At 34.3% G+C, this 23,524-nt stretch carries 18 protein-coding genes and 1 pseudogene; 12 read left to right on the top strand and 7 right to left on the bottom strand.

The features are described from left to right. Positions 1-163 precede the first annotated feature (163 nt). Positions 164-544 carry a flagellar assembly protein FliW gene (fliW, locus tag OQK60_RS02470; RefSeq protein WP_297683728.1) on the bottom strand — a complete coding sequence of 127 codons (381 nt, stop codon included), beginning with the start codon at positions 542-544 and terminating at the stop codon, positions 164-166. 140 nt (positions 545-684) lie between these two features. On the opposite strand from fliW, the gene bamD reads away from it, so the two are divergent. Together bamD and lon are read left to right on the top strand one after the other, a co-directional pair. Next, positions 685-1,584: an outer membrane protein assembly factor BamD gene (gene bamD, locus OQK60_RS02465; RefSeq protein ID WP_297683727.1), complete on the top strand. Its 900-nt coding sequence runs from the start codon at positions 685-687 to the stop codon at positions 1,582-1,584. Next, positions 1,574-3,991, top strand: a complete 2,418-nt coding sequence (lon, locus tag OQK60_RS02460; protein WP_297683725.1) for an endopeptidase La — start codon at positions 1,574-1,576, stop codon at positions 3,989-3,991. Before bamD ends, lon begins: the two co-directional genes overlap by 11 nt. A 20-nt stretch (positions 3,992-4,011) precedes the next feature. On the opposite strand, the gene OQK60_RS02455 is transcribed toward lon, so the two are convergent. The 6 genes from OQK60_RS02455 to OQK60_RS02430 form a co-directional block, all read right to left on the bottom strand. Then, positions 4,012-4,386, bottom strand: coding sequence for a response regulator (locus OQK60_RS02455; RefSeq protein WP_297683723.1), 375 nt, complete (start codon positions 4,384-4,386; stop codon positions 4,012-4,014). Between the two features lie 12 nt (positions 4,387-4,398). After that, positions 4,399-7,644: a nitrate- and nitrite sensing domain-containing protein gene (locus OQK60_RS02450; protein ID WP_297683721.1), complete on the bottom strand. Its 3,246-nt coding sequence runs from the start codon at positions 7,642-7,644 to the stop codon at positions 4,399-4,401. After that, positions 7,644-9,266, bottom strand: a complete 1,623-nt coding sequence (locus OQK60_RS02445; RefSeq protein WP_297683719.1) for an Hpt domain-containing protein — start codon at positions 9,264-9,266, stop codon at positions 7,644-7,646. Before OQK60_RS02445 ends, OQK60_RS02450 begins: the two co-directional genes overlap by 1 nt. Positions 9,267-9,275: 9 nt before the next feature. After that, the gene (locus OQK60_RS02440) at positions 9,276-9,674 is read right to left on the bottom strand and encodes a PAS domain-containing protein (RefSeq protein ID WP_297683717.1); all 399 of its coding nucleotides are present in this window, start codon (positions 9,672-9,674) and stop codon (positions 9,276-9,278) included. Between the two features lie 71 nt (positions 9,675-9,745). Further along, positions 9,746-11,548: an excinuclease ABC subunit UvrC gene (gene uvrC / locus OQK60_RS02435; RefSeq protein ID WP_297683715.1), complete on the bottom strand. Its 1,803-nt coding sequence runs from the start codon at positions 11,546-11,548 to the stop codon at positions 9,746-9,748. Further along, positions 11,535-11,900 carry a hypothetical protein gene (locus OQK60_RS02430; RefSeq protein ID WP_297683714.1) on the bottom strand — a complete coding sequence of 122 codons (366 nt, stop codon included), beginning with the start codon at positions 11,898-11,900 and terminating at the stop codon, positions 11,535-11,537. The genes uvrC and OQK60_RS02430 overlap by 14 nt, the downstream gene beginning before the upstream one ends. Positions 11,901-11,957: 57 nt before the next feature. Between OQK60_RS02430 and OQK60_RS02425 the strand changes: the two genes are divergently transcribed. From OQK60_RS02425 to OQK60_RS02380, 10 genes and pseudogenes are all read left to right on the top strand, one after another. Beyond that, positions 11,958-12,158 (top strand): hypothetical protein, encoded by a 201-nt coding sequence (locus OQK60_RS02425; protein ID WP_297683712.1) that lies wholly within the window; start codon positions 11,958-11,960, stop codon positions 12,156-12,158. Further along, a complete protein-coding gene (gene nadB, locus OQK60_RS02420; protein WP_297683711.1) occupies positions 12,159-13,619 on the top strand; it encodes an L-aspartate oxidase in 1,461 nt (486 codons plus the stop codon). A gap of 264 nt (positions 13,620-13,883) precedes the next feature. Beyond that, complete coding sequence (guaA, locus tag OQK60_RS02415; protein ID WP_297683710.1) at positions 13,884-15,431, top strand: glutamine-hydrolyzing GMP synthase; 1,548 nt, start codon at positions 13,884-13,886, stop codon at positions 15,429-15,431. A gap of 62 nt (positions 15,432-15,493) precedes the next feature. After that, positions 15,494-16,129, top strand: a complete 636-nt coding sequence (locus OQK60_RS02410) for a uroporphyrinogen-III synthase (RefSeq protein ID WP_297683709.1) — start codon at positions 15,494-15,496, stop codon at positions 16,127-16,129. Between the two features lie 336 nt (positions 16,130-16,465). Further along, positions 16,466-17,731, top strand: a complete 1,266-nt coding sequence (gene purD, locus OQK60_RS02405) for a phosphoribosylamine--glycine ligase (protein ID WP_297683707.1) — start codon at positions 16,466-16,468, stop codon at positions 17,729-17,731. A gap of 11 nt (positions 17,732-17,742) precedes the next feature. After that, entirely contained in the window at positions 17,743-18,192 is a 450-nt protein-coding gene (locus tag OQK60_RS02400; RefSeq protein WP_297683705.1) for an RDD family protein, read from the top strand. Next, entirely contained in the window at positions 18,185-20,365 is a 2,181-nt protein-coding gene (lptD, locus tag OQK60_RS02395) for an LPS assembly protein LptD (protein ID WP_297683703.1), read from the top strand. The genes OQK60_RS02400 and lptD overlap by 8 nt, the downstream gene beginning before the upstream one ends. Before the next feature lie 4 nt (positions 20,366-20,369). Then, positions 20,370-21,032, top strand: coding sequence for a phosphoribosyltransferase family protein (locus tag OQK60_RS02390; RefSeq protein WP_297683701.1), 663 nt, complete (start codon positions 20,370-20,372; stop codon positions 21,030-21,032). Continuing rightward, positions 21,022-23,199 carry a polyribonucleotide nucleotidyltransferase gene (locus tag OQK60_RS02385; protein ID WP_297683699.1) on the top strand — a complete coding sequence of 726 codons (2,178 nt, stop codon included), beginning with the start codon at positions 21,022-21,024 and terminating at the stop codon, positions 23,197-23,199. The genes OQK60_RS02390 and OQK60_RS02385 overlap by 11 nt, the downstream gene beginning before the upstream one ends. Before the next feature lie 140 nt (positions 23,200-23,339). After that, a pseudogene (locus tag OQK60_RS02380) lies at positions 23,340-23,524 on the top strand (F0F1 ATP synthase subunit C); the annotation flags it as partial.

Here is a 23,524-nt window from a genome sequence, read left to right as displayed (position 1 = left end):
TCCTTTTGTAATATTTAAACAAATTATATCATAATTATATGGCGAGTATAATGGCGATATATTAATACTTTGTATTAGCCTATATAACATTGATTTAAAAGAAATATAAATAATTTAAAAGATAAATTTGGCGAGTTGAATAGCGATATTTTTGTTATAGTTTCTACTTCTTTAAAAAAGTAGAAATCTTCTCAGCAACTCCGTATTTTGTGGATTCAGGCAATAGTATTTGTACAGCTCTGTTGTTATCAGTGTTAAAAATCATTGGTCCAATAAAGTTTACAACAGAGTCTTCAATAGGCGTTTGTATAAGAACAATATTTAAGACAAGAAGATTAGAATTCTTGTTTGCATCTAAAGTTTTACTTATTTTATCTGGAAGTTCAAAATCATACTCTCGAAGAACAAAAGGATTTATCAAAGTAAAAGAAATATGTTCATTGTCCGTACATTGCATTTTCATAAAAATATCATCAATTTTTTCTAATGTTACTTGTTTTACATCTTCAAAGCCAAGTATTGGTGCGCATATATCAAATTTCATAAAAGCCCTTATTTTCTTAGTAGTTATACTAAATTTAGTTGTTGTATCAGATACTAAAGCATAAAATGTACCTAGTTTAATAAGTGTTATATATCTTTTAGATAGAATATCAAATTAATTATGTAGTAGGAATATATTTTATGAAACTAAAAAGTTATTTGATAGCAAGTGCATTGCTATTGACAATGTTATTTACAGGTTGTTCAAAAGAAGTTGAAGAGTATAATAAACCGGCTATGTACTGGTATTCTAAGATTGTTGAGCAGATTTCTGCAGGTGATTTAGAACAAGCAGACAATTACTATAGTTCTCTTCAAGGTGAACATATAGGTTCACCCCTGCTTCCTGAAGCTACTATGATTTTGGCAATTGCGCATATGCATCATGAAGAGTACATTTTAAGTGAGCATTTTTTGGATGAGTATATAAAAAGATATGCAACAGCAAATGAAAAAGAAGAAGCTGAATTTTTAAAGATAAAAGCAAAGTACATGGCTCTTCCAAACCCTAGGCGCGATCAAGCTCTTATTGATGAAGCCCTAGAGGAGAGCATAAAGTTTAAAAACAACTATCCAAACTCGATGTATATAGAAGTTATAAATACAATGATGACAAGACTTTATCTTGCACAGGCAGTTCTAAATGAGACTATCGTAAGTTTGTATGAAAGACTCGATAAGCCTAAAAGTGCTGAGTACTATAGATCATTGAAACCACAGTCTTGGATAGTTTGGGATGATATAGATAGAGCAAATGCCTCGTGGTACCGTGCATGGTTTGAAGGCGATGGCACATCTAGCTGGTATGATTTTATGATTCCAGATACACAGAGTGTTGTTTCAAGAAACTCTATATCTGAGGAAGAAATAAATTCAGAGCCTCTTAATGAATCTAAAAAAGCTTCAGAAGTAAATGAGCTCAAAGAGCTCAACTCAGAGTCTAACACAGAAGAAGATGACACATCTAACTGGTATGATTTTATGAATCCATTTGCAGATAATATAAATAAATTAAAAGAGAAAAAAAATTATGAAGCTTAGTGATTATTCTGAATTCCCGGCAGAAATACCTGTAATAGCGGAAGATGAACTATTTTTATACCCCTTTATGATATCACCGCTTTTTTTAAGCGATGAGAGCAATATTGCCGCTGCAACAAGAGCAATAGAAGAGAGCTCATTAGTGATAGTCTGTCCTACAAAGTCATCAAAAGAGGGTCAGAGAGATTTTGACTCGCTTTATGATGCCGGTGTAGTTGGCTCTATCATGAGAAAAGTAGCTCTGCCTGATGGTAGAGTTAAGGTTCTTTTTCAAGGTCTTGCTCGTGCAAAAACCTTTGGCAAGGTTTCAGAAAATCCATTAGTGGCACATGTGGATATTATAAATGCTACAAATGTAAACTCTTTAAAAATTGATGCTATTTTAGAAATAGTAAGAGAAAAGGTTAGAACACTTTCTGGTGTAAGTAACTATTTTCCGCCGGATTTACTTAAGACCATAGAAGAAAATCATGATCACAATCGCATCATTGATTTAATATGCAGCACTATTAAGTTAAAAAAAGATCAGGCTTACAGTCTGTTTGTAGAGGCTGATACGGAGAAAAGATTTCTAGACTTGATTGAGCAGTTGATAGATGAAATCGAAGCGAACAAGCTTCAAAAAGAGATTCGTTCAAAAGTTCATACACATATAGAAAAAGTAAACAAAGAATACTTCTTAAAAGAGCAGTTAAAACAGATTCAAAAAGAACTAGGATCGGATACTTCAAGAGATGAGGAGATTGAAGAGTATCAGAAAAAATTAGAAGCTAAAAAAGACAAGATGAGTGAAGAAGCTTATAAAGAGATTCATAAGCAGATAGAGAGATTTTCTCGTATGCATCCGGACTCTTCCGATGCTTCTATGACTCAAACATATTTGGACTGGGTTTTAGAGATTCCATTTGGTGAGATGAGCAAAAGAGCACTTAAAATTTCTGATGTTGAAAAGCAATTAGATAAAGATCATTTTTCATTAGAAAAACCAAAAGAGCGTATCGCTGAATTTTTTGCCGTAAAAGAGTTGATGGAACTAAGAGGAATAAAAGGCGGCGATAGCTCAGGTGCAATTTTATGTTTTTCAGGACCTCCGGGTGTCGGTAAAACATCACTGGCAAATTCAATTGCTACAGCGTTAAAGCGTCCGCTTATTCGTATTGCACTTGGCGGTTTAGAAGATGTTAATGAGTTAAGAGGGCATAGAAGAACTTATGTTGGTGCAATGCCGGGCAGAATTACACAAGGGCTTATTGATGCAAAAAAGATGAACCCTGTAATTGTACTAGATGAGATAGATAAGGTAGCTAAAACAGGCAGAGGCGATCCTACAGCTGCACTTCTAGAGATATTGGACCCTGAACAAAACAAAGAATTCCGTGACTATTATCTTAATTTCAATATTGACCTTACCAAAGTTATATTTATTGCAACTGCTAACGATGTTGGTAGAATTCCTGCTCCACTGCGTGATAGAATGGAGTTTATTGCTATAAGTTCTTATACTCCTCAGGAAAAATTTGAGATAGCTACAAGATATTTAATTCCTCAAGAGTTAAAAAAACATGGACTTAAAAAGTCTGAAGTAAGTATTTCAAAGCCGGCATTAAAAGAGTTGATACACAGCTATACTCGTGAAGCAGGTGTAAGAAATCTTCGTCGCCGTCTTGCTAACATGTCAAGGAAAGTAGCACGAGAAATATTGGAAGATCCAAAAATTTCTAAAGTGTCATTGACTCTTAAAAATTTAAAAGATTATTTTGACAAAACTGTGTTTGAGATAGAAAAAACTACAAAAGTTCCGGTAATCGGAGTTGCAAATGGTTTAGCATGGACAGCTGTAGGCGGAGATGTTTTAAAGATAGAGAGCATACGCATAAAAGGCAAAGGGACCATGCAGCTAACCGGTAGTCTCGGTGAGGTAATGAAAGAGTCGGCAAGAATAGCATACAGTGTTGTTAAGACTCTTATAGACACCAATAAACTCAAAGTAGATGATAAAAATATCCCGCTTACATTGAAAGAAAAAGAAGATAAGGCAAAAGTAGATTCTAGCGAAGTTTATAAACGCTACGACTTACATGTACATGTTCCTGACGGCGCAACACCAAAAGATGGACCAAGTGCCGGCATTGCAATGGTTAGTGTAATATCATCAATACTAAGTTCCAAAAAAATTCGTTCAGAAATTGCAATGACAGGTGAAGTTTCACTTAGCGGTGATGTTTTGCCAATTGGAGGATTAAGAGAGAAGCTAATAGCTGCACATAAAGCTGGAATGAGTAAAGTCTTGATACCGATAAAAAATTATGAAAGAGATTTGGATGATATTCCAGATGAGGTTAAGGCCTCTTTGGAAATTATCCCTGTTAGCAGAGTAGAGGAAGTGTTAGATCAGATTTTAATCTAACATTTCTTTTATTTTAATAATTAAACTATAATAGAATTAATTTTTGCGATTAAATCATTATTTCTGATTGGTTTCATTAAAAACCCGTTTGCCCCAAGCTCCAGAGCTTCACTTCTTTTGGTCTCATCAGTTGTTAAAACTATAATAGGCATCTGCTCTATATTGTCATCCGAGCGGACAACTTTTAGAACTTCTAAGCCATTCATTACAGGCATGATAATATCTAGCAAGATTAGATCAATATCGCTTCTAGCTTTAATCTGACCTATGGCGTCCGAACCATTTTTTGCCTCTATCACTTCTTTTACATCCGGATTTTTCGTTAACATAGACTTCAATAGTTTCAGATTTATCATATCATCATCTACTGCTAAAATTATTAGTTCTTTTGACATTAAGTTTACCTTTTAAATATATTTAGCAAACAAAGATCTCAGCAAGTCTTTATTTACAGAGTTTTTAATTATCTCATCAACATTTCCTGCATACTCAGCAGCATTTTTTTCCAATGAGTCATCAACCATTACGATATGTGAATCAAGATTGTTAGAGCTGCTTAGTTCTCTAATACTTGATGTTATTTCTTCTATATTTAAATCACTATATTCTTTGTCAAATAAAACGACTTTATAAGAGTGATTTTGAATCAACTCTTGAAAGTCTATCAACGAAGAAGCAACTTCATACGATAATCCATCCATTCCTTCAATTACTTTTGTATAAAGCTTTGTCTCAAAGTTACTTTTTTTGGCAATTAATATATCTGCTCTATATTCAGGTTTTTCTTGCTCAATCTGCTCAGTGACTTGATTATGTATTGTTTCAAGATCATCAAAATCTGCAGCTATTTCAGGTTTCTCTTGAGCTTCATCTGTCTCTTCTTGCATCTCAATAGAGGCTTTAGGAGCAGCATTGGCGTCAACTATATGATCAGATAAAAATTGGTTAAGAACAGCAATTATTTCTGAACGCACAAGAGGTTTGGTTGTATACTCATCTAGTCCTGCAGCCAAGAATTTCTCTCTGTCTCCTTTTAAAGCATTGGCTGTTAATGCTACAATAGGAATGTGTGCTTGATTATAATCCTCTTCCCACTCCAGTATCTCGGCAGTTGCCTCAACACCATCTATAAAAGGCATCTGTATATCCATGAAAATCATATCAAAATTTCCATCTTTTCTTTTTTGAAATGCATCAAGCCCATTATTTGCAATTGTAATAGTTAATCCTAAATCTTCAAGAGTTCTCTGAATCAACTTTTGGTTAATTATATTGTCCTCGGCCACTAAAACATTAGCATGAAATTTTGATGTATGTAAATCAAATTTTTTACGACTCGACTTTTTAGCAACTTGTGTAGTCGTATTCATAAGAGTATAGTTTTCTAATGTTTGCTTAATTTTTGTAGAGTGTATAGGCTCATATAGGATTTTAAAGATATCAAGACCCATCGCATCTACTTTTCTCATCAGATTAGACTTTGTTAAAAGTACAAGCTCTTGAGAAAGTTTTGCAAATTCCGGTAGCGTCTCATCTGTAACATAATCATAATCAACAAACACAAGATTATAGTTCGTGTCTTTTTGTAAAAGTTGAACTTTGCTTATATCTTTAAAAGTTGTGTATCCCACTCCATAATAATCAAGATACTCTCTTAAATATTTGTCTTGTTTTTTAAGTTTTAATGAATCACTTAAAATTAGAGCGTTAAGACTGCTAAACATATCTTGGGAACTCTCATTTAGTGTTTCAACTTCTTCAAGCTCAAGTGTAAAGAAGAATGTAGTACCTTGACCAGGCTGGCTTTCAAGATCAAGCTGTCCACCCATCAACTCAACAAAACTACTTGAAATTGTAAGTCCTAGACCAGTACCACCATATTTACGGGTAATAGATGTATCAGCTTGGCTAAATGCTTCAAAGATTCTGGCTTTTTGTTCACTTGTAACACCGATACCGCTATCTTGAATCTCAAACTTAATTTTTGTTTTACCAATCTCGGTATTTTTAACTTTTCTGATATTAACATTAATAGAACCGGCATTGTTAGTAAATTTAACAGCGTTAGAGAGAAGATTGATAATAATTTCTTTAATTTTTGTAGGGTCACCTTTTAGAGGGAACTCAAGTTGTGGATCTATAAAACATCCAAGATTGATATGTTTTTCACTTGCTCTAACGGCATAAACTTCAACCGCACTCTCAAATTCAACAATTGGATTAAATGCAATATCTTCAATCTCAAGTTTGTTACTTTCAATTTTAGAAAGGTCAAGAATATTATTGATAATCTCAAGAAGATTTTCAGATGATTTTTCAATAATATCTACGAATTCGCTCTGTTCTTCTTGTAGACCAGAGTCTTTAAGAAGTTCTGTAAATCCTACAATACCGTTTAGAGGTGTACGAATCTCATGTGACATGTTAGCCAAGAACATAGATTTTGCTTCACTTGCATCTTGAGCTGATTCTTTATCTTGTTTTGTTTGTGTAATGATATTTTCAAGAAGTGCATAGGCCATATCTGTACCTTCTGCGGTTTGTAAGTTAATATCAGAATAATCAGATTCGCTGTCCTCAGCAACCCTTTGGAGTACATCCTCAAGGTGTCTGATGTTTTTAGCAATTTCATTTGATAGTAAATAACCCAGTATTGCCAAAACGATTGCAACAAGCCAAATTGTAAATGAAAGAATTAAGAACTGCAGAGTCTCTTCTTTAACTTTTGCAGCTCTTGAACCCATAGCTGATAAAAGTAGGTTTTCGGCTTGAGAAATAATTTTAATTTTTTCAGATTGCATAGTAAACCAGATACCAGAAGTAATATCATATTCTCCGGTATCTGAAACAGTAATAATAGCTGTTCTTTCTGCATTTATATCTTGAAAAAGTTCAATACTCTCTTCGTTTTTGAAAATAGCATTAAGCTTGCTTACTAAATCTTTGTTGCGCAAAGATTCATAGCTTAGTGAGTCTGCTTTACCGATAATGGATATCCATCTATTTAAATCATCTTCTGTAAGTTTTGTTGAACGGGAAATATTATAAGACATATATCCCCTCTCAATACCTGAAGCTTCTTTAGCATTAACCATTGCGATGTATAAGCCGTATAACTCATTGATCTCTTTATCTATTTGATTGGTAGTTATCTGCTCTAGCTGTCTAAGAAACTTCTCTTGAGCAGCACTATAAATATCAATAAACATTTCAGTGAAATCTATCTTGTTTTCATCTACCAAAGGTCTTATAGATTTTATTTTTTGTATTGATTCAGTCACAGTCTCTATGTTGCTACAAGCCAAACAAGTAGATTTTTCTTGAGAATCAGAATGCGTATGTAGGACTTCTTTGTTTTTTGAATAACTAAGATAAGCATTTACTTTTTGGTCAACGACTTTTCTTTGCTCAATAAGTGATTTTTTAATACCTTCAGTTTGATTACCAAGATACATGGCACTCATACCACGCTCACGAGCAAGATTACCAAGAACATCGTTAAGTAAAGTGTTTTGGTCTAGTCTGTCTTCTAGTTGCTGTGCTATTTTGTATTCTGTAAAGGAGGTATAAACATAATAACTTGTTACCGAGATTAGTACAATGATTGGTAAAAGACTGATTACTCTTAGTCTGTTTTTTAATCCAATTTGCATTATTTATCTCCTGTAGTCGAGATTTGCTCAAGCTTTAGTATAATATTATCAAGAGAATCAGCTGTAGCGCTTATGTCTGAAGAGTTTATAATTGCTTCTAAGTCATCATTAAAGTTGTTTACTCTCATATTGTCACTCATGCCTTTTAGCTTAATCGCATAGTGTTTGTAAGCATTGAAGTCATCATCGGTTAAGGCATTTTTCATAGATGTTGTAAGTTCTCTAGATTCATTTATGTAGTCTTCAAACAACTCATTGAAACTATCTATATCAAGACCAATATCATTTGCCACGAGTTCTTTGTCGTATGGCATCGTAGTATCTAAAACTTCTTGGGTATCATAAACATCATCTAGTATAGATAAATCTTCATCAGCTACTTCGCTTTGTATCGTACTATCATCCTGTTTTAAAAACATATCATCTTCTAATTCAGGAATATCTATAGACTCAGGAACTTGCGAATCATCTATTTCAATTTTGGCAGCGGGAATATCATCAGCGAAACTAATTTCGTCAGCTTCAACATCCGGTTTAGCTTCATCATCTTTAAATGATAAAATAAAATCTTCTTCATCTTCTTCAGTAGTTTCTTTTTGTATATCAGGAGTTGGGTTTACAGCAGCGCCTGTGTTGGATAATTTATTAATTATTCTATATAGTCTGTCAAGATTATGACTGATTACGCTGGTGTCATCAGAAGTATTTATGATTGTTAATGCATCGAGGGCATCTTCTATTCTTAAGTTTGCCGCAACACCTTTAAGTTTATGAGACTGAATTTTCACACTGTCTAAGTCTGTTCTTTGTGTTGCTTCATATAGTTCTTCTTTGAAACTGTTTGCTTGAGAAATAAAGTCTTGTATGAACTCTTCAACTAAGTCAGTCGGCAGACCAAGTTCTTCAGATGCAATATGCGGATCAAATACATAGTTTGCAAAAGGATCATTTTCATCGACTTGAATTTTATCTTCAGCAACAGCTTGTGGTTCAGGTGTCGCTTGTGTTTCGCTTTTTTGGAAATCTTCGACTTCAATCTCTTCATCCCCAAAGTCAATATCTAATGGCTCATCTGAAGCAAAATCTTCAGGCGGTATATCGCTTTCATAAATATCTTCTACAAGATTAGATGGTGTATCTGATAAATCTGATTCATATGGATCAAATGAAGCTTCTTGAGACTCTTCATGAACTATTGAACCTGGAGTTGTAAATAGCTCAACTGGTTCAGTCATTGCTGTAGGGGCAGGTCTTTGTGAAACATCAATAGAAATTTTCTCGCTTTGAGTATGAGAGAGAGGTCTAAGATTGGTTAGGTTTACAATGTAGGCTTTTTTAGAAGGGCTGTCAACAAGATAAATAGTTTTGACATCTATATTGGATGTATAGTTTTTGTTTTTAACATGTATAATAACTTTTGGCGCTACACCAGTTTCGTTACATGTAATATAATCAATCCAGTGAACATGTTTAAAATTGTGTATATGACCCGGTGTTTTTACAAACAAATCTGCAAAATCACCAGCTTCAGCGCGTAACTGAGCTAAATCTGAAAGTCCTAAAGCCTCTAAATCACTCTCATCAATTCCTAAAAACTCTTTTTTATAATTATAAATTAACATATGAACACCTTACTTTGTACTATTTTGTTTTTCGACATCTTCAATATTCTTTCTTGGAGCCGGCTTACCTACTGATATATAACCTGTTATCTGTTCGTTTTCATCCATTATAGGTGCTATTTCCATGTCAACCCAGTAAAAGCTACCGTCTTTACGCAGATTTTTAAGAAGACCGTTCCAAACTTGTCCGCTTTGCAGAGCCATCCACATTTTGTCAAATGTTTTTTCTGGTACATCTGGATGTTTTACGATATTTATATTGCTACCTACAAGTTCTTCAACTGTGTAACCGGATATTTCACAAAATTTTCTGTTTACAAAGGTAATATTTCCCTTTAAATCTGTCTGAGAGATTGCCACTTTACCTTCATATATAAACTCTTCATCTTTAGGTACAATTTTGTCCATAAAAAACCTTCATTCTATTAAGTACTGTTATAAATTGCACTAAATATATCATTAATAGTTTAAAAAAAAACTTATATATAAATCTTTTTTATGATTTCTGCATCTTTTAGGTTTAAAATTGAACTAATCTCTTCAATACTCAGCTCTTTTAATGCTTCAAAGGTTCCAAAGTGTTTAAGTAGTTTTATTATTTTGGCTTGAGATATTCCCTTTAATGTTAAAAGTTTACTCTCTTTATCCAGCTTTAATTTTGTTTTTTTATGAAAGTTTATAGCGCACCTGTGAGCTTCATCTCTAAGGTTTTGTGCCCATTGAAGTCTTTTGTCACTATTTTTTAATCTAAAAACATCATCTTTTGTATATAAAATATCATTTGCTTTTCCTTTGGCACGATGGGCTTTTGCATCCACTTTCTCTTTTGATATGGCGATAACATCTAAAAATATTCCGTTTGATTCTAATATTTCTACTGCTAACTTCAAGAGGGTTGCGCCACCATCTAAAACCCATAAGTCTGGCGGAGAGTTTTTCGAGAAGCTCTCAACTCTTCTTGAGAGGGTCTCTCTCATCTGTGAATATTCGTCTTTTGCCTCAAGATGATATATCCTATAACTTTTTTTATCAAACTTACCATGCTCATAAACTGCCATTGCTCCAACAGTTGCAACTCCTGACATGTGAGAGTTGTCAAATATTTCAACACGAGATGGAATTCTCTCAAGATTAAATAGCTCTTTAATCTCTAATAATATCTTTGTATTATCTTGATTTTTCTCTTTTTTTAAAAGCTCGTTTGCATTTAAAATTGCTAAATCAATAAGATGCTTTTTATTTCCCTTTAGTGGCACTTTTATCTGTGCTTTTTTCTCAAAAACAGTGCTTAAATGCTCCTGAACAACATCTAGTCCTTCAAATTGTGAAGTAACTAAAATAGGTGCAATAATCGGTGGTTTTTCATTTTTGTAAAACTCCATTAAAACTCTTTGATACAACTCACTTTCATCATAACCTTCATTTAAGTGTATGTAATCATGTGAGGATGAGATTATTTTACCGTTACGCATAAATATTCTAACTACAACTGCTCTGTTTTGCGTGTTTTGAAGTACAAAAATATCGTAGTTTTCATTAGTTGCAAAATCAATCTCACTTTTAATTTCACTTTTGTTTATGCGTTCAACTCTGTCTCTTAATTCACCGGCTTCCTCGTAACGCTCTTGCTCAGCATAGAACATCATCTTATCTTTTAGTTTGTTTATGAGTGTTTTTTTATTTTGAATCAATTCAACAGCTAAATCTAACTCTTTTTTATATCTCTCTTTGGAGATATCGAGTTCGCAAGGACCAAGACATTTGTCAATCTGATAATAAAGACAAAGCTTTTTTGATTTTAAAGAGCCCTTTTTTTGCACAAGTTTGCAAATGTCATAGATAGAGTCCAGAATGTCTCTAGCACCGACAGAGTATGGTCCATAATACTTGATATCGGATGATTTGACTATTTTTCTTGTTATCTCAAACCTTGGGTACTCTTGTGAGTTATCTACATAAATATAGGGATATGTTTTGTCATCACGAAGTAAAATATTGTATTTAGGATTTAACTGTTTAATAAGCGAATTTTCAAGAATCAAAGCATCATGTTCGCTATTTACTACAATATAGTTTAGAGAAGCAGTTTGGCTTATCATCTTTGTTATTCTGGCAGATAAGTTTGAGTTTGCTTTGAGCGATGGCGTAAAGTTAAAATAACTTTTTACTCTGCTAGATAGATTTTTTGCTTTGCCGATGTAAAGCAGGTGTCCGTCTTTGTCAAAATATTGATAAATTCCGGCAGAAGCAGGGAGCTGTTTTATGGTCTCAGTCAGTGTCATTTTTTGCTTTTATAATCTCTTGAATACTTCGAACAAGAGAATTTAGTTTCTCATTTTTTATATCTACATGTACATTTCCGCTTGCACGCTCTTTATATGTTTGTTTAATCTCTTTAGTTTGTACATGTATAGTTTTTTTAGGAGTATGTGTAACAAATGCTTTTATATCATCAAATAATTTATCTTCACAGTCCACACATTCATCAGGCATATGATAATTTAAAGCACTTTTAATGCTTTGTATATTATTATCAAACTCTTGTTTCCCAACGGGGTGATTAAATACAAAAAAAAGAGTTTTGTTTTTTATATATGCAAAGTTTACCATCTTCTGTACAGGCGGCGTAAACATAGATTGTACTATATCGATACACTTATAATAAGATAGTTTAGAAAATTGAGGTTTATTTTGAATAGAGTTAATAATTTGACTAGCATTTTTCATTTAGCAATTATAGCAATGTTTTTGTTAAGTTTGAATGGATGTGGCTATAAAGCTAATCCATATTATGTAGATGATGCACCGGTAAGTGATGAAAATGTAGAGTTTATTCTTAAAAAACCTACAAATGAGCGTAATGATAATAATGAAAGTTGTGATGCTAAATAGATGAAATATGATGTAATAATAGTCGGGGCAGGTGTAGCAGGACTTTATGCTGCACAGTATTTGCCACGCGATAAGAAAGTCCTCATTATAAATAAAAGAGAGACTTTTAAATGTAATAGTTTTTATGCACAAGGCGGTGTTGCACTTGCGGTCGACGATGATGATATTGAGTTACATGTAAAAGATACTCTAGAAGCTGGAGCCGGTCTTTGTGATGAGCAAGCAGTAAGAACTTTGAGCGAGAGCTCAAGAGGTACTATTGATGATTTGATAAAGAGCGGGTTTGAATTTGACAGCGACAAAGATGGAAATCTTTTATACACAAAAGAGGCAGCGCACTCAAGAGAAAGAATTTTGCATGCCGGTGGAGATGCAACGGGTAGATATATGCACCATTTTCTACTCTCTAAAAATCCACATCCTATGCTAGGAGATGCCAGAGTAGTTGACTTGCTTATAAAAAATGGCGAATGCTACGGCGTTACGGTACTTGACCATAGAGAGAGCAGAAATATCTATGCTGACAATGTAATAATAGCAAGTGGAGGAGTCGGCTCGCTGTATGAGTACCATACAAATGCTCCGTGCATTAGTGCTGATTTGCAGGGACTTAGTGTTTTAAAAGGCATAGAGTTAGAAAATATGGAGATGATGCAGTTTCATCCAACGGTATATGTAAATAGTGAAAACGCTCAAAAACTTTTACTTACCGAAGCTTTGCGCGGCGAGGGTGCAACAATAGAAGATGAAAACGGAAGAAGATTTTTGTTTGATTATGATGAAAGAGGCGAATTGGCTTCTCGAGATATAGTAAGTAAGGCTCTATACGATTACAGAAAAAAAACAGGTCTTAAAGTTTATCTTTCATGTAATAATTTTGAGTATCACTACTTTATCCAAAGATTTCCAAATATTTTTAAAAACCTGCAGGATTTAGGATTTGATGTTCCAACGCAGAGAGTTCCTATATCTCCGGCATTTCATTATGCAATCGGTGGAATAAAAACTGACTTGAATGGTAGAGTGCCAAATGTAAAAAACCTCTATGCAGTTGGTGAAGTTGCTTCAACAAAGGTACATGGTGCAAATAGATTGGCTTCAAATTCACTTTTAGAGGGTTTGGTTTTTGCAAAAAGAGCCGCAGAGCATATTTTAAAAGATGCCAGAAAGAAAAAATTTGTAGAGTTTGAAGTAAGTGATGAGGTTATGAGTCTAAAAGGTGATAAAGCTAAGAAGAATCTACTTCGTAAAATAATGTGGGAAAATGTCTCGATTGTAAGAACAAAAGATGGATTAAACAAGGCTTTAGAACAAATCAATACTCTTTTAAAAGAAAATATTGGCAAACTTGTAAAATTGCGATTACTAACCGCAAGAGAGATTGTTCTTTCAGCATTGGCTAGAGAGAAATCAATCGGTGTACATACAATATTAGAAGAAAAAAATGACAAGAACGCATAGCAGCGCTTAAGAAATAGGTCTAGCGGTATCGGTATGTTTAGTATGCGATATTAAGTTTTTATATTAAACATTAATATTAATTATTGTATCCTTGCACTATGTGAAAAGGGTACATACCCTCTCAAAGCTAGTCTTAGTATCTCAAAGTTTTTATTATTTTTAAAAATCTTCTGCCTCTTCGAGGCAAGCTTTAGTACTATAGCGGTTAGCGTAGCTAAAGGAATTACTTTCTTTGGCGTTAAAATTAAATTAAAAGGCAACTAAATGACAAATGTTAGCATTATAGTTCTAGATTTCGGTTCTCAGTATACTCAACTTATAGCTCGTCGTCTTCGTGAAGATAAAATTTACTGTGAGATTCTTCCTTATCATACTTCAGTTGAAGAGATTAAAGCAAAAAATCCTAAAGGCATCATTCTTAGCGGTGGTCCATCTTCTGTTTATAACAAAGACGCTTATGAAGTAGACCAGGGTGTTTATAAGATGGGTATTCCGGTTCTTGGTATCTGTTACGGTATGCAGAGAATTGCAGTTGATTTTGGTGGAAGCGTAATCCGTTCAGACCATCATGAGTATGGAAAAGCTGAACTCAATATAGAGGATGCAGATAACTGCTCACCTCTGCTAAAAGATTGTGATAATGGCCGAATAGTATGGATGAGTCACTCCGATAAAGTGGATGTGCTGCCAGAAGGCTTTACCCCAATTGCAACTTCTGCCAACTCTCCATATGCAGCTATTGCAAATGAAGAAAAACGCGTATATGCTATGCAATATCATCCGGAAGTTCAACACTCAGAGGAAGGTTATTTGATGCTTCGTAACTTTGCAAAAAATATTTGTGGAGTTACTGAAAAATGGAAAATGGAGCACTTCTTAAAAGAACAGATTAAAATCATTCGTGAAAAAGTAGGTGATGGTAAAGTTCTTTGCGGATTAAGCGGCGGAGTTGATAGTTCTGTTGTTGCTGCGATGCTTTACGAAGCAATCGGCGATCAACTGATTCCTGTTTTTGTTGATAACGGACTTTTAAGAAAAGATGAACGAGAACAAGTTGAACAAGTTTTCAAAATAAACCTAAAAACTCCTCTTATTACCGTAGATGCAGTTGATAATTTCTTGGGCAAACTTGCAGGTGTTTCTGATCCGGAAGAAAAAAGAAAAATCATTGGTCACACTTTCATCGAAGAGTTTGAAAAAGAGGCAAAGAAACATGATGGTATTAAGTTTTTAGCTCAAGGTACACTTTATCCGGATGTTATCGAGTCCATTTCTGTAAACGGTCCATCTGAAGTTATCAAGTCTCATCATAATGTTGGCGGTTTACCTGATTGGATGGATTTTGAACTAATCGAGCCATTGCGTGAACTCTTTAAAGATGAGGTTCGTAAGATTGGTTTAGAACTTGGTCTTCCAGAAGGTATGATAAATCGTCATCCATTCCCTGGACCTGGACTTGCAATTAGAATCATGGGAGATGTAAATGTACCTGATTTAACCATCCTTCGTGAAGCTGATGTTATTTTACTTGATGAGTTAAAAGCAAGTGGCTATTATGCTAAGACTTGGCAAGCATTTGCAGTTTTACTAAATGTAAAAAGTGTTGGAGTAATGGGTGATAACCGTACTTATGACAATACTGTGTGTATCAGGGTTGTTGAGGCTGTTGATGGAATGACAGCTACATTTGCCCATCTTCCACATGATTTATTAGAGAGAATAAGCAGAAGAATAATAAATGAAGTTGATGGAATTAACCGCGTAGTTTACGATATATCAAGTAAACCACCAGCAACAATCGAATGGGAATAAATTAAGAAAAATTTTAGTTTTTTAAGCGTTTTATTTATCATTACTAATTTAGGATACATTACATGAAAAAACAAATTTATTTATTTGCTACCTCAAAAAGCGAACATGCTAAGAGTATAAAATCACTTGAAGTCAGGTTTTTAAAACCAAAAATCGATTTTAGCAAATATGATTATCTAATTATCACATCAAAACAGACTGTAAAAGCATTAGAGCAGTATGATAAAAAAGATTTTATCAATATTCCTGCTCTATGTGTATCGGTTAAAACCGCAACCGCTTATGAAAATATTGGCGGTAAAATTTTAGATATCGGCGATGGTTATGGTGATAATCTTGTTAAAAATATAAAAGATTTTCCCAAAGATACTAAGTGGTTGTATTTGAGAGCCCAACTTATAGCTTCTGATTTTGTTCAAAGAAGTAAAAATGACGGCTACGATATAGATGAAGAGATAGGCTATGTAAGTGAATGTTCAAAAGAGATACTGGATGTAAGAGTAAATGATGACTCTACACTTATCTTTACATCTCCGTCATCCATAGAGTGCTTTTTAAAAAACAATACCATTAATCCGAATTCTAAAGTTATCGTTATTGGCAGTACAACAGCCGACTCTTTGCCAGATGGTATAGAGTATTTGACATCCGAAAAGACTTCTATTGAAAGTTGTATTGAATTAGCTCTTTCGCTTTAAAAAAAATCAAGTTTGCAAAGAGTATAATAATATTAATAGTCTGAGTGGTTCGAGATATCGCACTAATGAGGGTTCTACATTTTCAAACTGTGAACAAGTAGGGCTTTTGTGTGTCGGTGATATCGTTTGAGATATGTTAACTCTGTCGAGATACTGCCGCCGTTAGAGAGTTCTCTCTTCACCCAAATTCGGCTTTTAGAACCAAGCCAAATGCGAGACGGCCACTCGGGCTTTTCTTCATCTTTTAAATCAAATATTTAACTTTAATACACTATATGATATAATCTAAAAAATTTAGTAAATTCAAAAAATATTTTTAATTTTTATGGGGCGTGGATGAAGATTTTAATTTTAGGTAATGGCGGTAGAGAGTACTCAATAGCTCGTGCAATCTCAAACGAAAAAGTTGAGCATGAGCTTTTTTTTCAACCTGGAAACGGTGCAACAAACAACTTAGGAACTAACTTAGATATTAAAGATTATAATGAGTTAGCTGCATTTGCAAAAGAAAACAACATCGAACTTACAATAGTGGGACCGGAAGCTCCACTTGTTGATGGTGTTGTTGATATCTTTAAATCTTACGGACTTACAATTTTTGGACCAAGTAAAGAAGCTGCTCAGCTTGAGGGTTCAAAAGTTTACATGAAAAACTTTTTAGCAAAATATAATATTCCTACTGCTCGCTACATTGAGACTTCTTCAATTGAAGATGCTTTTAAATTTACAGATACATTAACTGCTCCAATTGTTGTAAAAGCAGATGGACTTTGTGGCGGTAAAGGTGTAATAATCGCACAAAATCACGATGAAGCTAAAATCGCTATAAGTGAAATGTTAAGCGGTAAAAGTTTTGGTGATGCAGGACTTAAAGTAATTGTTGAAGAGTTTTTAGACGGTTATGAGCTTTCTATGTTTGCCGTGTGCGATGGAGATGACTACATACTTCTCCCCGCAGCACAAGACCATAAAAGATTATTAGATAATGATGAGGGACCAAATACCGGGGGGATGGGTGCTTATGCTCCAACACCTTTGGTTGATGAAGAGTTATATCAAAAAGTAAAAGACAGAATTATTCGTCCAACTTTAGATGGTATGAAAAAAGAAGGTGCACCTTTTGAGGGCGTACTATTTATCGGGATTATGGTTGTAAACGGTGAGCCGATTACTTTAGAGTTTAATGTTCGTTTTGGAGACCCTGAGTGTGAAATACTTATGCCTCTTATGACATCAAGCGTAAGTGACATGTTCTATAAAGCTGCAACAAATAGACTCGGTGAGATTAAAGTAGAGTTCTCAAAGCAATTTGCTGTAGGTGTTGTTATGGCTAGCGGAAACTATCCATATAGTAGTTCAACTCCGGCTGAGATTATTTTAGATGATGTTCATCATGAAGAGATAGAAAAAAACACTCACATCTCATTTGCCGGTGTTAGTTTAAAAGACGATGTTCTTTATGCTGATGGTGGAAGAGTTTTAGTTTGTGTTGGCATTGGTGATAGTATAAAAGAGGCAAGAGACAGAGCATATCTTAGATGTGGTCAAGTTCATTTTGCAGGTAAAAAGATAAGAACAGACATTGCTTACCAAGCTCTGTAGAAAGTAGAAATGTGAACGAAGAGATTGAAAATATTCTTCATCGTGAAGATATGACTTTAGCGCCTTTAAAAAAGAGAGCTATGGCTTTTTTTATAGACGAGATGTTGCTTTCATTATTGCTTATTATTGCTTTGGGAGACTCTTTTCTTGAGGCTAAAACCGTAGAGGAAATGATTATTCTTACAAATACATTTGTCTTGGAATATATGGCTATGAAGATTTTTTATCAAGCTTTTTTTATTATGCAGTATGGTGCCTCACTTGGTAAAATAGCAATGAAAATAAGAGTTGTGGAGATTAAGACAATGCAGACACCAAATGTAATCGTGGCACTTAATCGTGCGATAGTTAGGGTTGTGAGCGAAATGCTCTTTTATCTTGGATTTGTATGGGGATTGATGGACCCTGCTCGTCAAACATGGCATGATAAAACTGCTAAAACATTGGTTGTAAATGTTTAAGTTTATTCTTGCTTTTTTACTCACGGTTTCATATCTGAGCGCCAATGATAAAGTTGAAGTCTATGCTACGCAAATGGATACACAAGGTAATATTGTAAAGGCTTCAGGTGAAGTAATTGTAATTTATCAGGACTATCATTTAAGTGCCAAAAGAGCGGTTTATGACAGAAATAGCGGTGAACTGGAACTTTTTGGAAATATTCGTGCAACTCAAGGAGACTCGATTAGCGTACTTGGAGATTATGCCAGGTTAAACATAGGACAAAAAGAGAGAACCTTTAAACCATTTTTCATGTTAGAGAAAAAATCTAATGTTTGGCTTAGTGGAGCTAAAAGTTTTTCAAAAGATAAAGATGTGGAGATAGAGTCCGGTATTATGAGCGGGTGTAATCCCAATGACCCGCTTTGGAAAATGGAGTTTAGCTCATCTGACTACAACAGTGATACTAAGTGGTTAAATCTTTACAATACAAAAATATACATATATGATATTCCGGTTTTTTACACTCCATATTTCGGTTACTCCTTAGATACAACAAGAAGAACAGGTCTTTTGCCTCCAATGATAGGATATTCTCAAAGTGAAGGTTTTTACTACGAGCAGGCACTCTTTATTGCGGAGCAGAATTGGTGGGATTTAGAGTTAAAACCTCAAGTTAGAACCAATCGTGGTGAGGGTATCTATTCAACATTTAGATTTGTTGATAGCAAGGTCTCAAAGGGTGAATTATCACTTGGATATTTCAAAGAAAAACAAGATTATGTTATAGACAAAGAGTTAGCAAATGACAGCCATTATGGTTTTAATTTTCAATATGACAACAGTGATTTTTTGAACCAGTGGCTTGGTCTAAATTTAGATGGTCAATCAGGTATATACGCTGACATAACCAATATGAACGATGTTGAGTATATTAATCTCTCAACAAATGACACTACACAAAATGCAACCACAACGCAGATTCTCTCAAGAATCAATCTTTTTTACAATACAGACAATAATTATTTTGGTGCTTATTTTAAACATTATAAAGATTTGACATTAGATAGTAACGACAATACTTTACAAAATCTTCCGGCTATTCAATATCACAGCTATTTAGACACATTTTTGGATGATCATCTTTTGTATAGTTTTGATGTAAGAAGCAATAATTATTATAGAAAACTTGGTAAAAGTGCTATCCAGACAGATATAAACATCCCAATCACACTTCAAACATCACTATTTGATGAGTATTTAAATGTAGCGTATAAGCCATATCTTTATGCACAACATACTTCGTTTAAGGGTGACGCAGAGCTTGGAGACCCATTTTTAAATGAATATAATGATGGATATTTTGGAAGAATTCATCATATATTTGCGGCTTCAACACAACTTACGCGTGCTTACGATGAACTAACACATGTAGTAGAATTTGGTAGCCAGTATACTGTAGATGGTTCTGATACTGCAGATGGTTACTATGAAGAGCAGTTGGATTATTGTTCTATTGAAACCAATCAAAATAATTCAATATGTGAGTTCTATAATATTTCAGAGATAGAAGAGAATGTACAGTTTTATTTCTCACAGTACATATATGGCGATGACGGTAAACAGATAATTTACCACAGATTGGCTCAAAGCATCTCTTATGAAAAAATAAATGGAGGAGCCGGAGAGTTAGAAAATGAGCTAGATTATCAGATTACTGATAATATAAGTTTTTATAACAACATGTTTTATAATTATGACGAAAATGACTTTTCAAAAAATTTCAATAGAATCTCATATAACGATAAGAGTTTTGATTTTTCTATTTCTCACATGTATAGAAATAACTTTTCTCTCTTGGAGAGCAATGATGCAAAATATACCAGCTACATAACTTCAAGACTTGAGTACAAGTATAATAAACATTACTCTTATCTTGTAAGGCTTGATTATGACTTAGAGCGTAGTGAAAAAAAGAGTGCGGAAGTTGGATTTTTGTATAAAAAAAGATGTTGGGATTTTGGGCTCAGATATGTTGAAAACAACAGACCTATACTTGACATAAATGGAGCTTCAAGTTCAATCTACGATAGATATATTTACCTGACAATTGCGCTTAAACCTATAATGACTTCAGAGAATAAAAATTCTGGTTTTGCATACAAGCTTCCCGACAGTTCAAAAGGAAACTAAGTTTATGAAAAAGTATAAAAATATATTAAAAGATCGCAATGACGCTGCACAAAAGCTCACAGAAGTTATACCTATGCAGAGGTTAAAAGATGAAAACTGGAAGCTTATTTCAGTCTCAAGAGGCGGTTTAGAACTCGCATATAATATTAGTAAAAAATACAAAAACAGTATAGATTTTTTATTTTCGGAATCTATAAAAGCCCCAAATAACAGTGAATGCGAAATTGCAAGAGTTAGTGAGAGTGAAGAAATAGTTATAAATGAAAAGTTAGTTTCTGCATTTAATATTCAGTATGATTATATTTACGGTGAAGCACGCAGAAAACATGAAGAGAAAATACTGAGTTATATATATCAGTATAGAAAAGGTCAGCCTTTTGCATCAATGCACAATCAAGTAGTTTTACTTGTAGATGAAGGCAGTGAAACTGGTATGAAGTTTATGACGGCACTTAAAACTATTTTGGCTCAAAAACCAAAAGCAGTATATATTGCAGTGCCTGTGATACCAAGTGATGTTCTTGAGCTTTTGGAGCCATTCGCAGATGATATATTTTTTCTTTATAGTATAAATGATTATGTTGAGACATCACTGTATTATGAAGATTTTGAAAAAGTTGATGAAGAGAGAATAGAAAAATTATTGGGAGATAAGAATGAAATATGATGTGAGCGTAGAGCTATTAAATAGAAAAGAAGAATATAATTTTGGTGATGTAGCAAAACAGGCAAATGGTTCGGCGTGGATAAAAAGTGGTGATACCGTTATACTAGCAACGGTTGTAATTGATGAGACAGAGATAGTAAAAGATGATTTTTTACCACTGACAGTACAGTATATTGAAAAATCATATGCAGCAGGTAAGATTCCAGGCGGATTTTTTAAACGCGAGACTAAACCAAGTGATTTTGAGACTTTAACATCTCGCATAGTTGACCGCTCACTTCGCCCATTATTTCCAAAAGGTTTCGGATATCCAACACAGATAACAATAATGGTGTTTAGTGTTGATAAAGAGTCAGATTTGCAAGTATTGGCACTTAATGCTGCTTCGGCTGCACTATATATAAGTGATATCGATATCAACACTTCAGTATCTGCAGTTAGAGCTGCTAAAGTTGATGGTGAGTTGATTTTAAATCCAACTCAGTCTCAGCTTAATAGTTCTACTTTGGATTTATATTTATCCGGAACAAAAGATGACCTTCTTATGATTGAGATGAGAAGTTTTGGCGGTGAAGAATTTGATAACACTTTAATGGTTGACCCATTGATGGACCCGACTATGAGCGTTCCTGTTTTGGTAAACCATACCTCAAATGCAATGAATGAAGATGAATTGATAAAAATTTTTGAGCAAACTGAAATAGTTCTTTTTGAGTCTAATGCGAAATATGAAGACTCTTTTAGAGCATTTAAAAAAGATACTTTAACTGTAGAGTATAAAGCACATGTAATAAATGAAGAGATGGTCGCTTTTGTTAGAGAAAATCATTTGTCAGATATAAAAGCTGCTATGAATCAAATGGCAAAATCAGAGCGTTCAACTGCTCTAAGGCAACTTAGAAAAAATATCATCACCACTAAAGTGGAATGGGCAGATGTTGAGCAAGAAGTTGCTTTAAAAGATGCAATAGAAAAGGTTAAAAAAGAGCAAGTCAGATCTCAGATATTAAATGAAAGAGTTCGTGCAGATGGGCGTACTTTAACACAAATCAGACCTATATCTATTAGTACAAATGTCCTTCCTGCTGCTCACTCATCATGTCTGTTTACTCGTGGACAGACTCAAGCTTTAGTCGTTCTTACTATGGGTGGACCAAAAGATGCACAAATGTATGAAGCATTAACAGATGAAGGAACTCAAAATGAGAATTTTATGGTTCATTACAATTTTCCAGGATTTTCTGTAGGTGAGGCATCGCCTGTCATGGGAACAAAAAGAAGAGAATTAGGACATGGTAATCTAGCAAAAAGAGCATTGGAGCCTATAGTAAACTTAGATGGGCAGACTGTTCGTTTGGTTTCTGAGATTTTAGAGTCTAACGGTTCATCTTCTATGGCAACTGTATGTGGTGGCTATATGGCACTTCGCGCAGCTGAAATAGAAACTTCTGATACCGTAGCCGGAATTGCCATGGGCATGGTGTCTGAGGGTGATAAATATGCTATTCTATCGGATATCATGGGACTAGAGGACCATGATGGAGATATGGACTTTAAAGTAACAGGTTCAAAAGACGGAATAACTGCAATGCAGATGGATATCAAGCTCGGTGGAATTTCTTTAGATGTTTTAAAAGAAGCGCTTTATCAGGCCAAAGAAGGCAGAAGCCATATTATTGATATTATGCTAGAAGCTGAACAAAAGATAGAGTTTAATGACGGAGTTCTTCCAAGTACAGACTTCTTTCATATAGATCCAAGTTTTATCGGAGAGATAATCGGTCAGGCAGGTAAAACAATTCGTGAGATAATTGAGAAGTTTGAAGTTGCTATTGATATCGATAAAAAAGAAGGAAAAGTAAAAGTTACCGGCAAAAATAAAACCGGTGTTGCTGGAGCAAGAGAGCATATAGAAGGCATAGTAAATACTCCAAAAGTTGCAAAAATCAAGTATGAAGTTGGCGATAAATACCCAGGCATAGTTAAAAAAATAGTTGATTTCGGTGCATTTATAGAGCTTCCAGATGGAACAGACGGACTGTTGCATATCTCAAAAGTATCCGATCAAAGAGTAGAGAAAGTCTCCGATGTTCTAAGTGAGGGCGAAGAGATAAGTGTAGAAATATTGGAGTTTAAAGGTAACAAAATCTCTCTAGGCAGAGCGTAAGTTACTTTTTATTAGATTTTAGGTACAATGCGCCCATCAATTTCTAGTAGGGAAATCTAGGCATTTATGTTTGGGTTGCTTCATTTAACGATGGGGTTACGCTATCCGAAAGATATTGTAATAATTTAATGGAGATATATATGAAAAAAATTCTTTTCTTATTGGTAGCATTTTCTGCTGCTGCTTTCGCTGCTGAAGGCGATGTTGCTAACCAAACACTTAAGGCTTACTCAATGATCGCTGCTGGTCTTGGTCTTGGTCTTGCTGCTCTTGGTGGAGCTATCGGTATGGGTCATACTGCTGCTGCTACTATCGCTGGTACTGC

This window comes from Sulfurimonas sp. (assembly GCF_026196735.1).
GTDB lineage: Bacteria > Campylobacterota > Campylobacteria > Campylobacterales > Sulfurimonadaceae > Sulfurimonas.
Note: the sequence above shows the minus strand (reverse complement) of the source record. Positions and strands in the feature narration are given on the sequence as shown.

What these genes read in the sequence shown, in the direction of transcription:
- OQK60_RS02390 (WP_297683701.1), top strand. Translation starts at nt 20,370, where the DNA reads ATGAAAAAGTATAAAAATATATTAAAAGATCGCAATGACGCTGCACAA.
- purD (WP_297683707.1), top strand. Translation starts at nt 16,466, where the DNA reads ATGAAGATTTTAATTTTAGGTAATGGCGGTAGAGAGTACTCAATAGCT.
- OQK60_RS02450 (WP_297683721.1), bottom strand. Translation starts at nt 7,644, where the DNA reads ATGCAAATTGGATTAAAAAACAGACTAAGAGTAATCAGTCTTTTACCA.
- nadB (WP_297683711.1), top strand. Translation starts at nt 12,159, where the DNA reads ATGAAATATGATGTAATAATAGTCGGGGCAGGTGTAGCAGGACTTTAT.
- guaA (WP_297683710.1), top strand. Translation starts at nt 13,884, where the DNA reads ATGACAAATGTTAGCATTATAGTTCTAGATTTCGGTTCTCAGTATACT.
- OQK60_RS02440 (WP_297683717.1), bottom strand. Translation starts at nt 9,674, where the DNA reads ATGGACAAAATTGTACCTAAAGATGAAGAGTTTATATATGAAGGTAAA.
- lptD (WP_297683703.1), top strand. Translation starts at nt 18,185, where the DNA reads ATGTTTAAGTTTATTCTTGCTTTTTTACTCACGGTTTCATATCTGAGC.
- bamD (WP_297683727.1), top strand. Translation starts at nt 685, where the DNA reads ATGAAACTAAAAAGTTATTTGATAGCAAGTGCATTGCTATTGACAATG.
- OQK60_RS02410 (WP_297683709.1), top strand. Translation starts at nt 15,494, where the DNA reads ATGAAAAAACAAATTTATTTATTTGCTACCTCAAAAAGCGAACATGCT.
- fliW (WP_297683728.1), bottom strand. Translation starts at nt 544, where the DNA reads ATGAAATTTGATATATGCGCACCAATACTTGGCTTTGAAGATGTAAAA.
- OQK60_RS02455 (WP_297683723.1), bottom strand. Translation starts at nt 4,386, where the DNA reads ATGTCAAAAGAACTAATAATTTTAGCAGTAGATGATGATATGATAAAT.
- OQK60_RS02445 (WP_297683719.1), bottom strand. Translation starts at nt 9,266, where the DNA reads ATGTTAATTTATAATTATAAAAAAGAGTTTTTAGGAATTGATGAGAGT.
- OQK60_RS02430 (WP_297683714.1), bottom strand. Translation starts at nt 11,900, where the DNA reads ATGTTTACGCCGCCTGTACAGAAGATGGTAAACTTTGCATATATAAAA.
- uvrC (WP_297683715.1), bottom strand. Translation starts at nt 11,548, where the DNA reads ATGACACTGACTGAGACCATAAAACAGCTCCCTGCTTCTGCCGGAATT.
- OQK60_RS02385 (WP_297683699.1), top strand. Translation starts at nt 21,022, where the DNA reads ATGAAATATGATGTGAGCGTAGAGCTATTAAATAGAAAAGAAGAATAT.
- lon (WP_297683725.1), top strand. Translation starts at nt 1,574, where the DNA reads ATGAAGCTTAGTGATTATTCTGAATTCCCGGCAGAAATACCTGTAATA.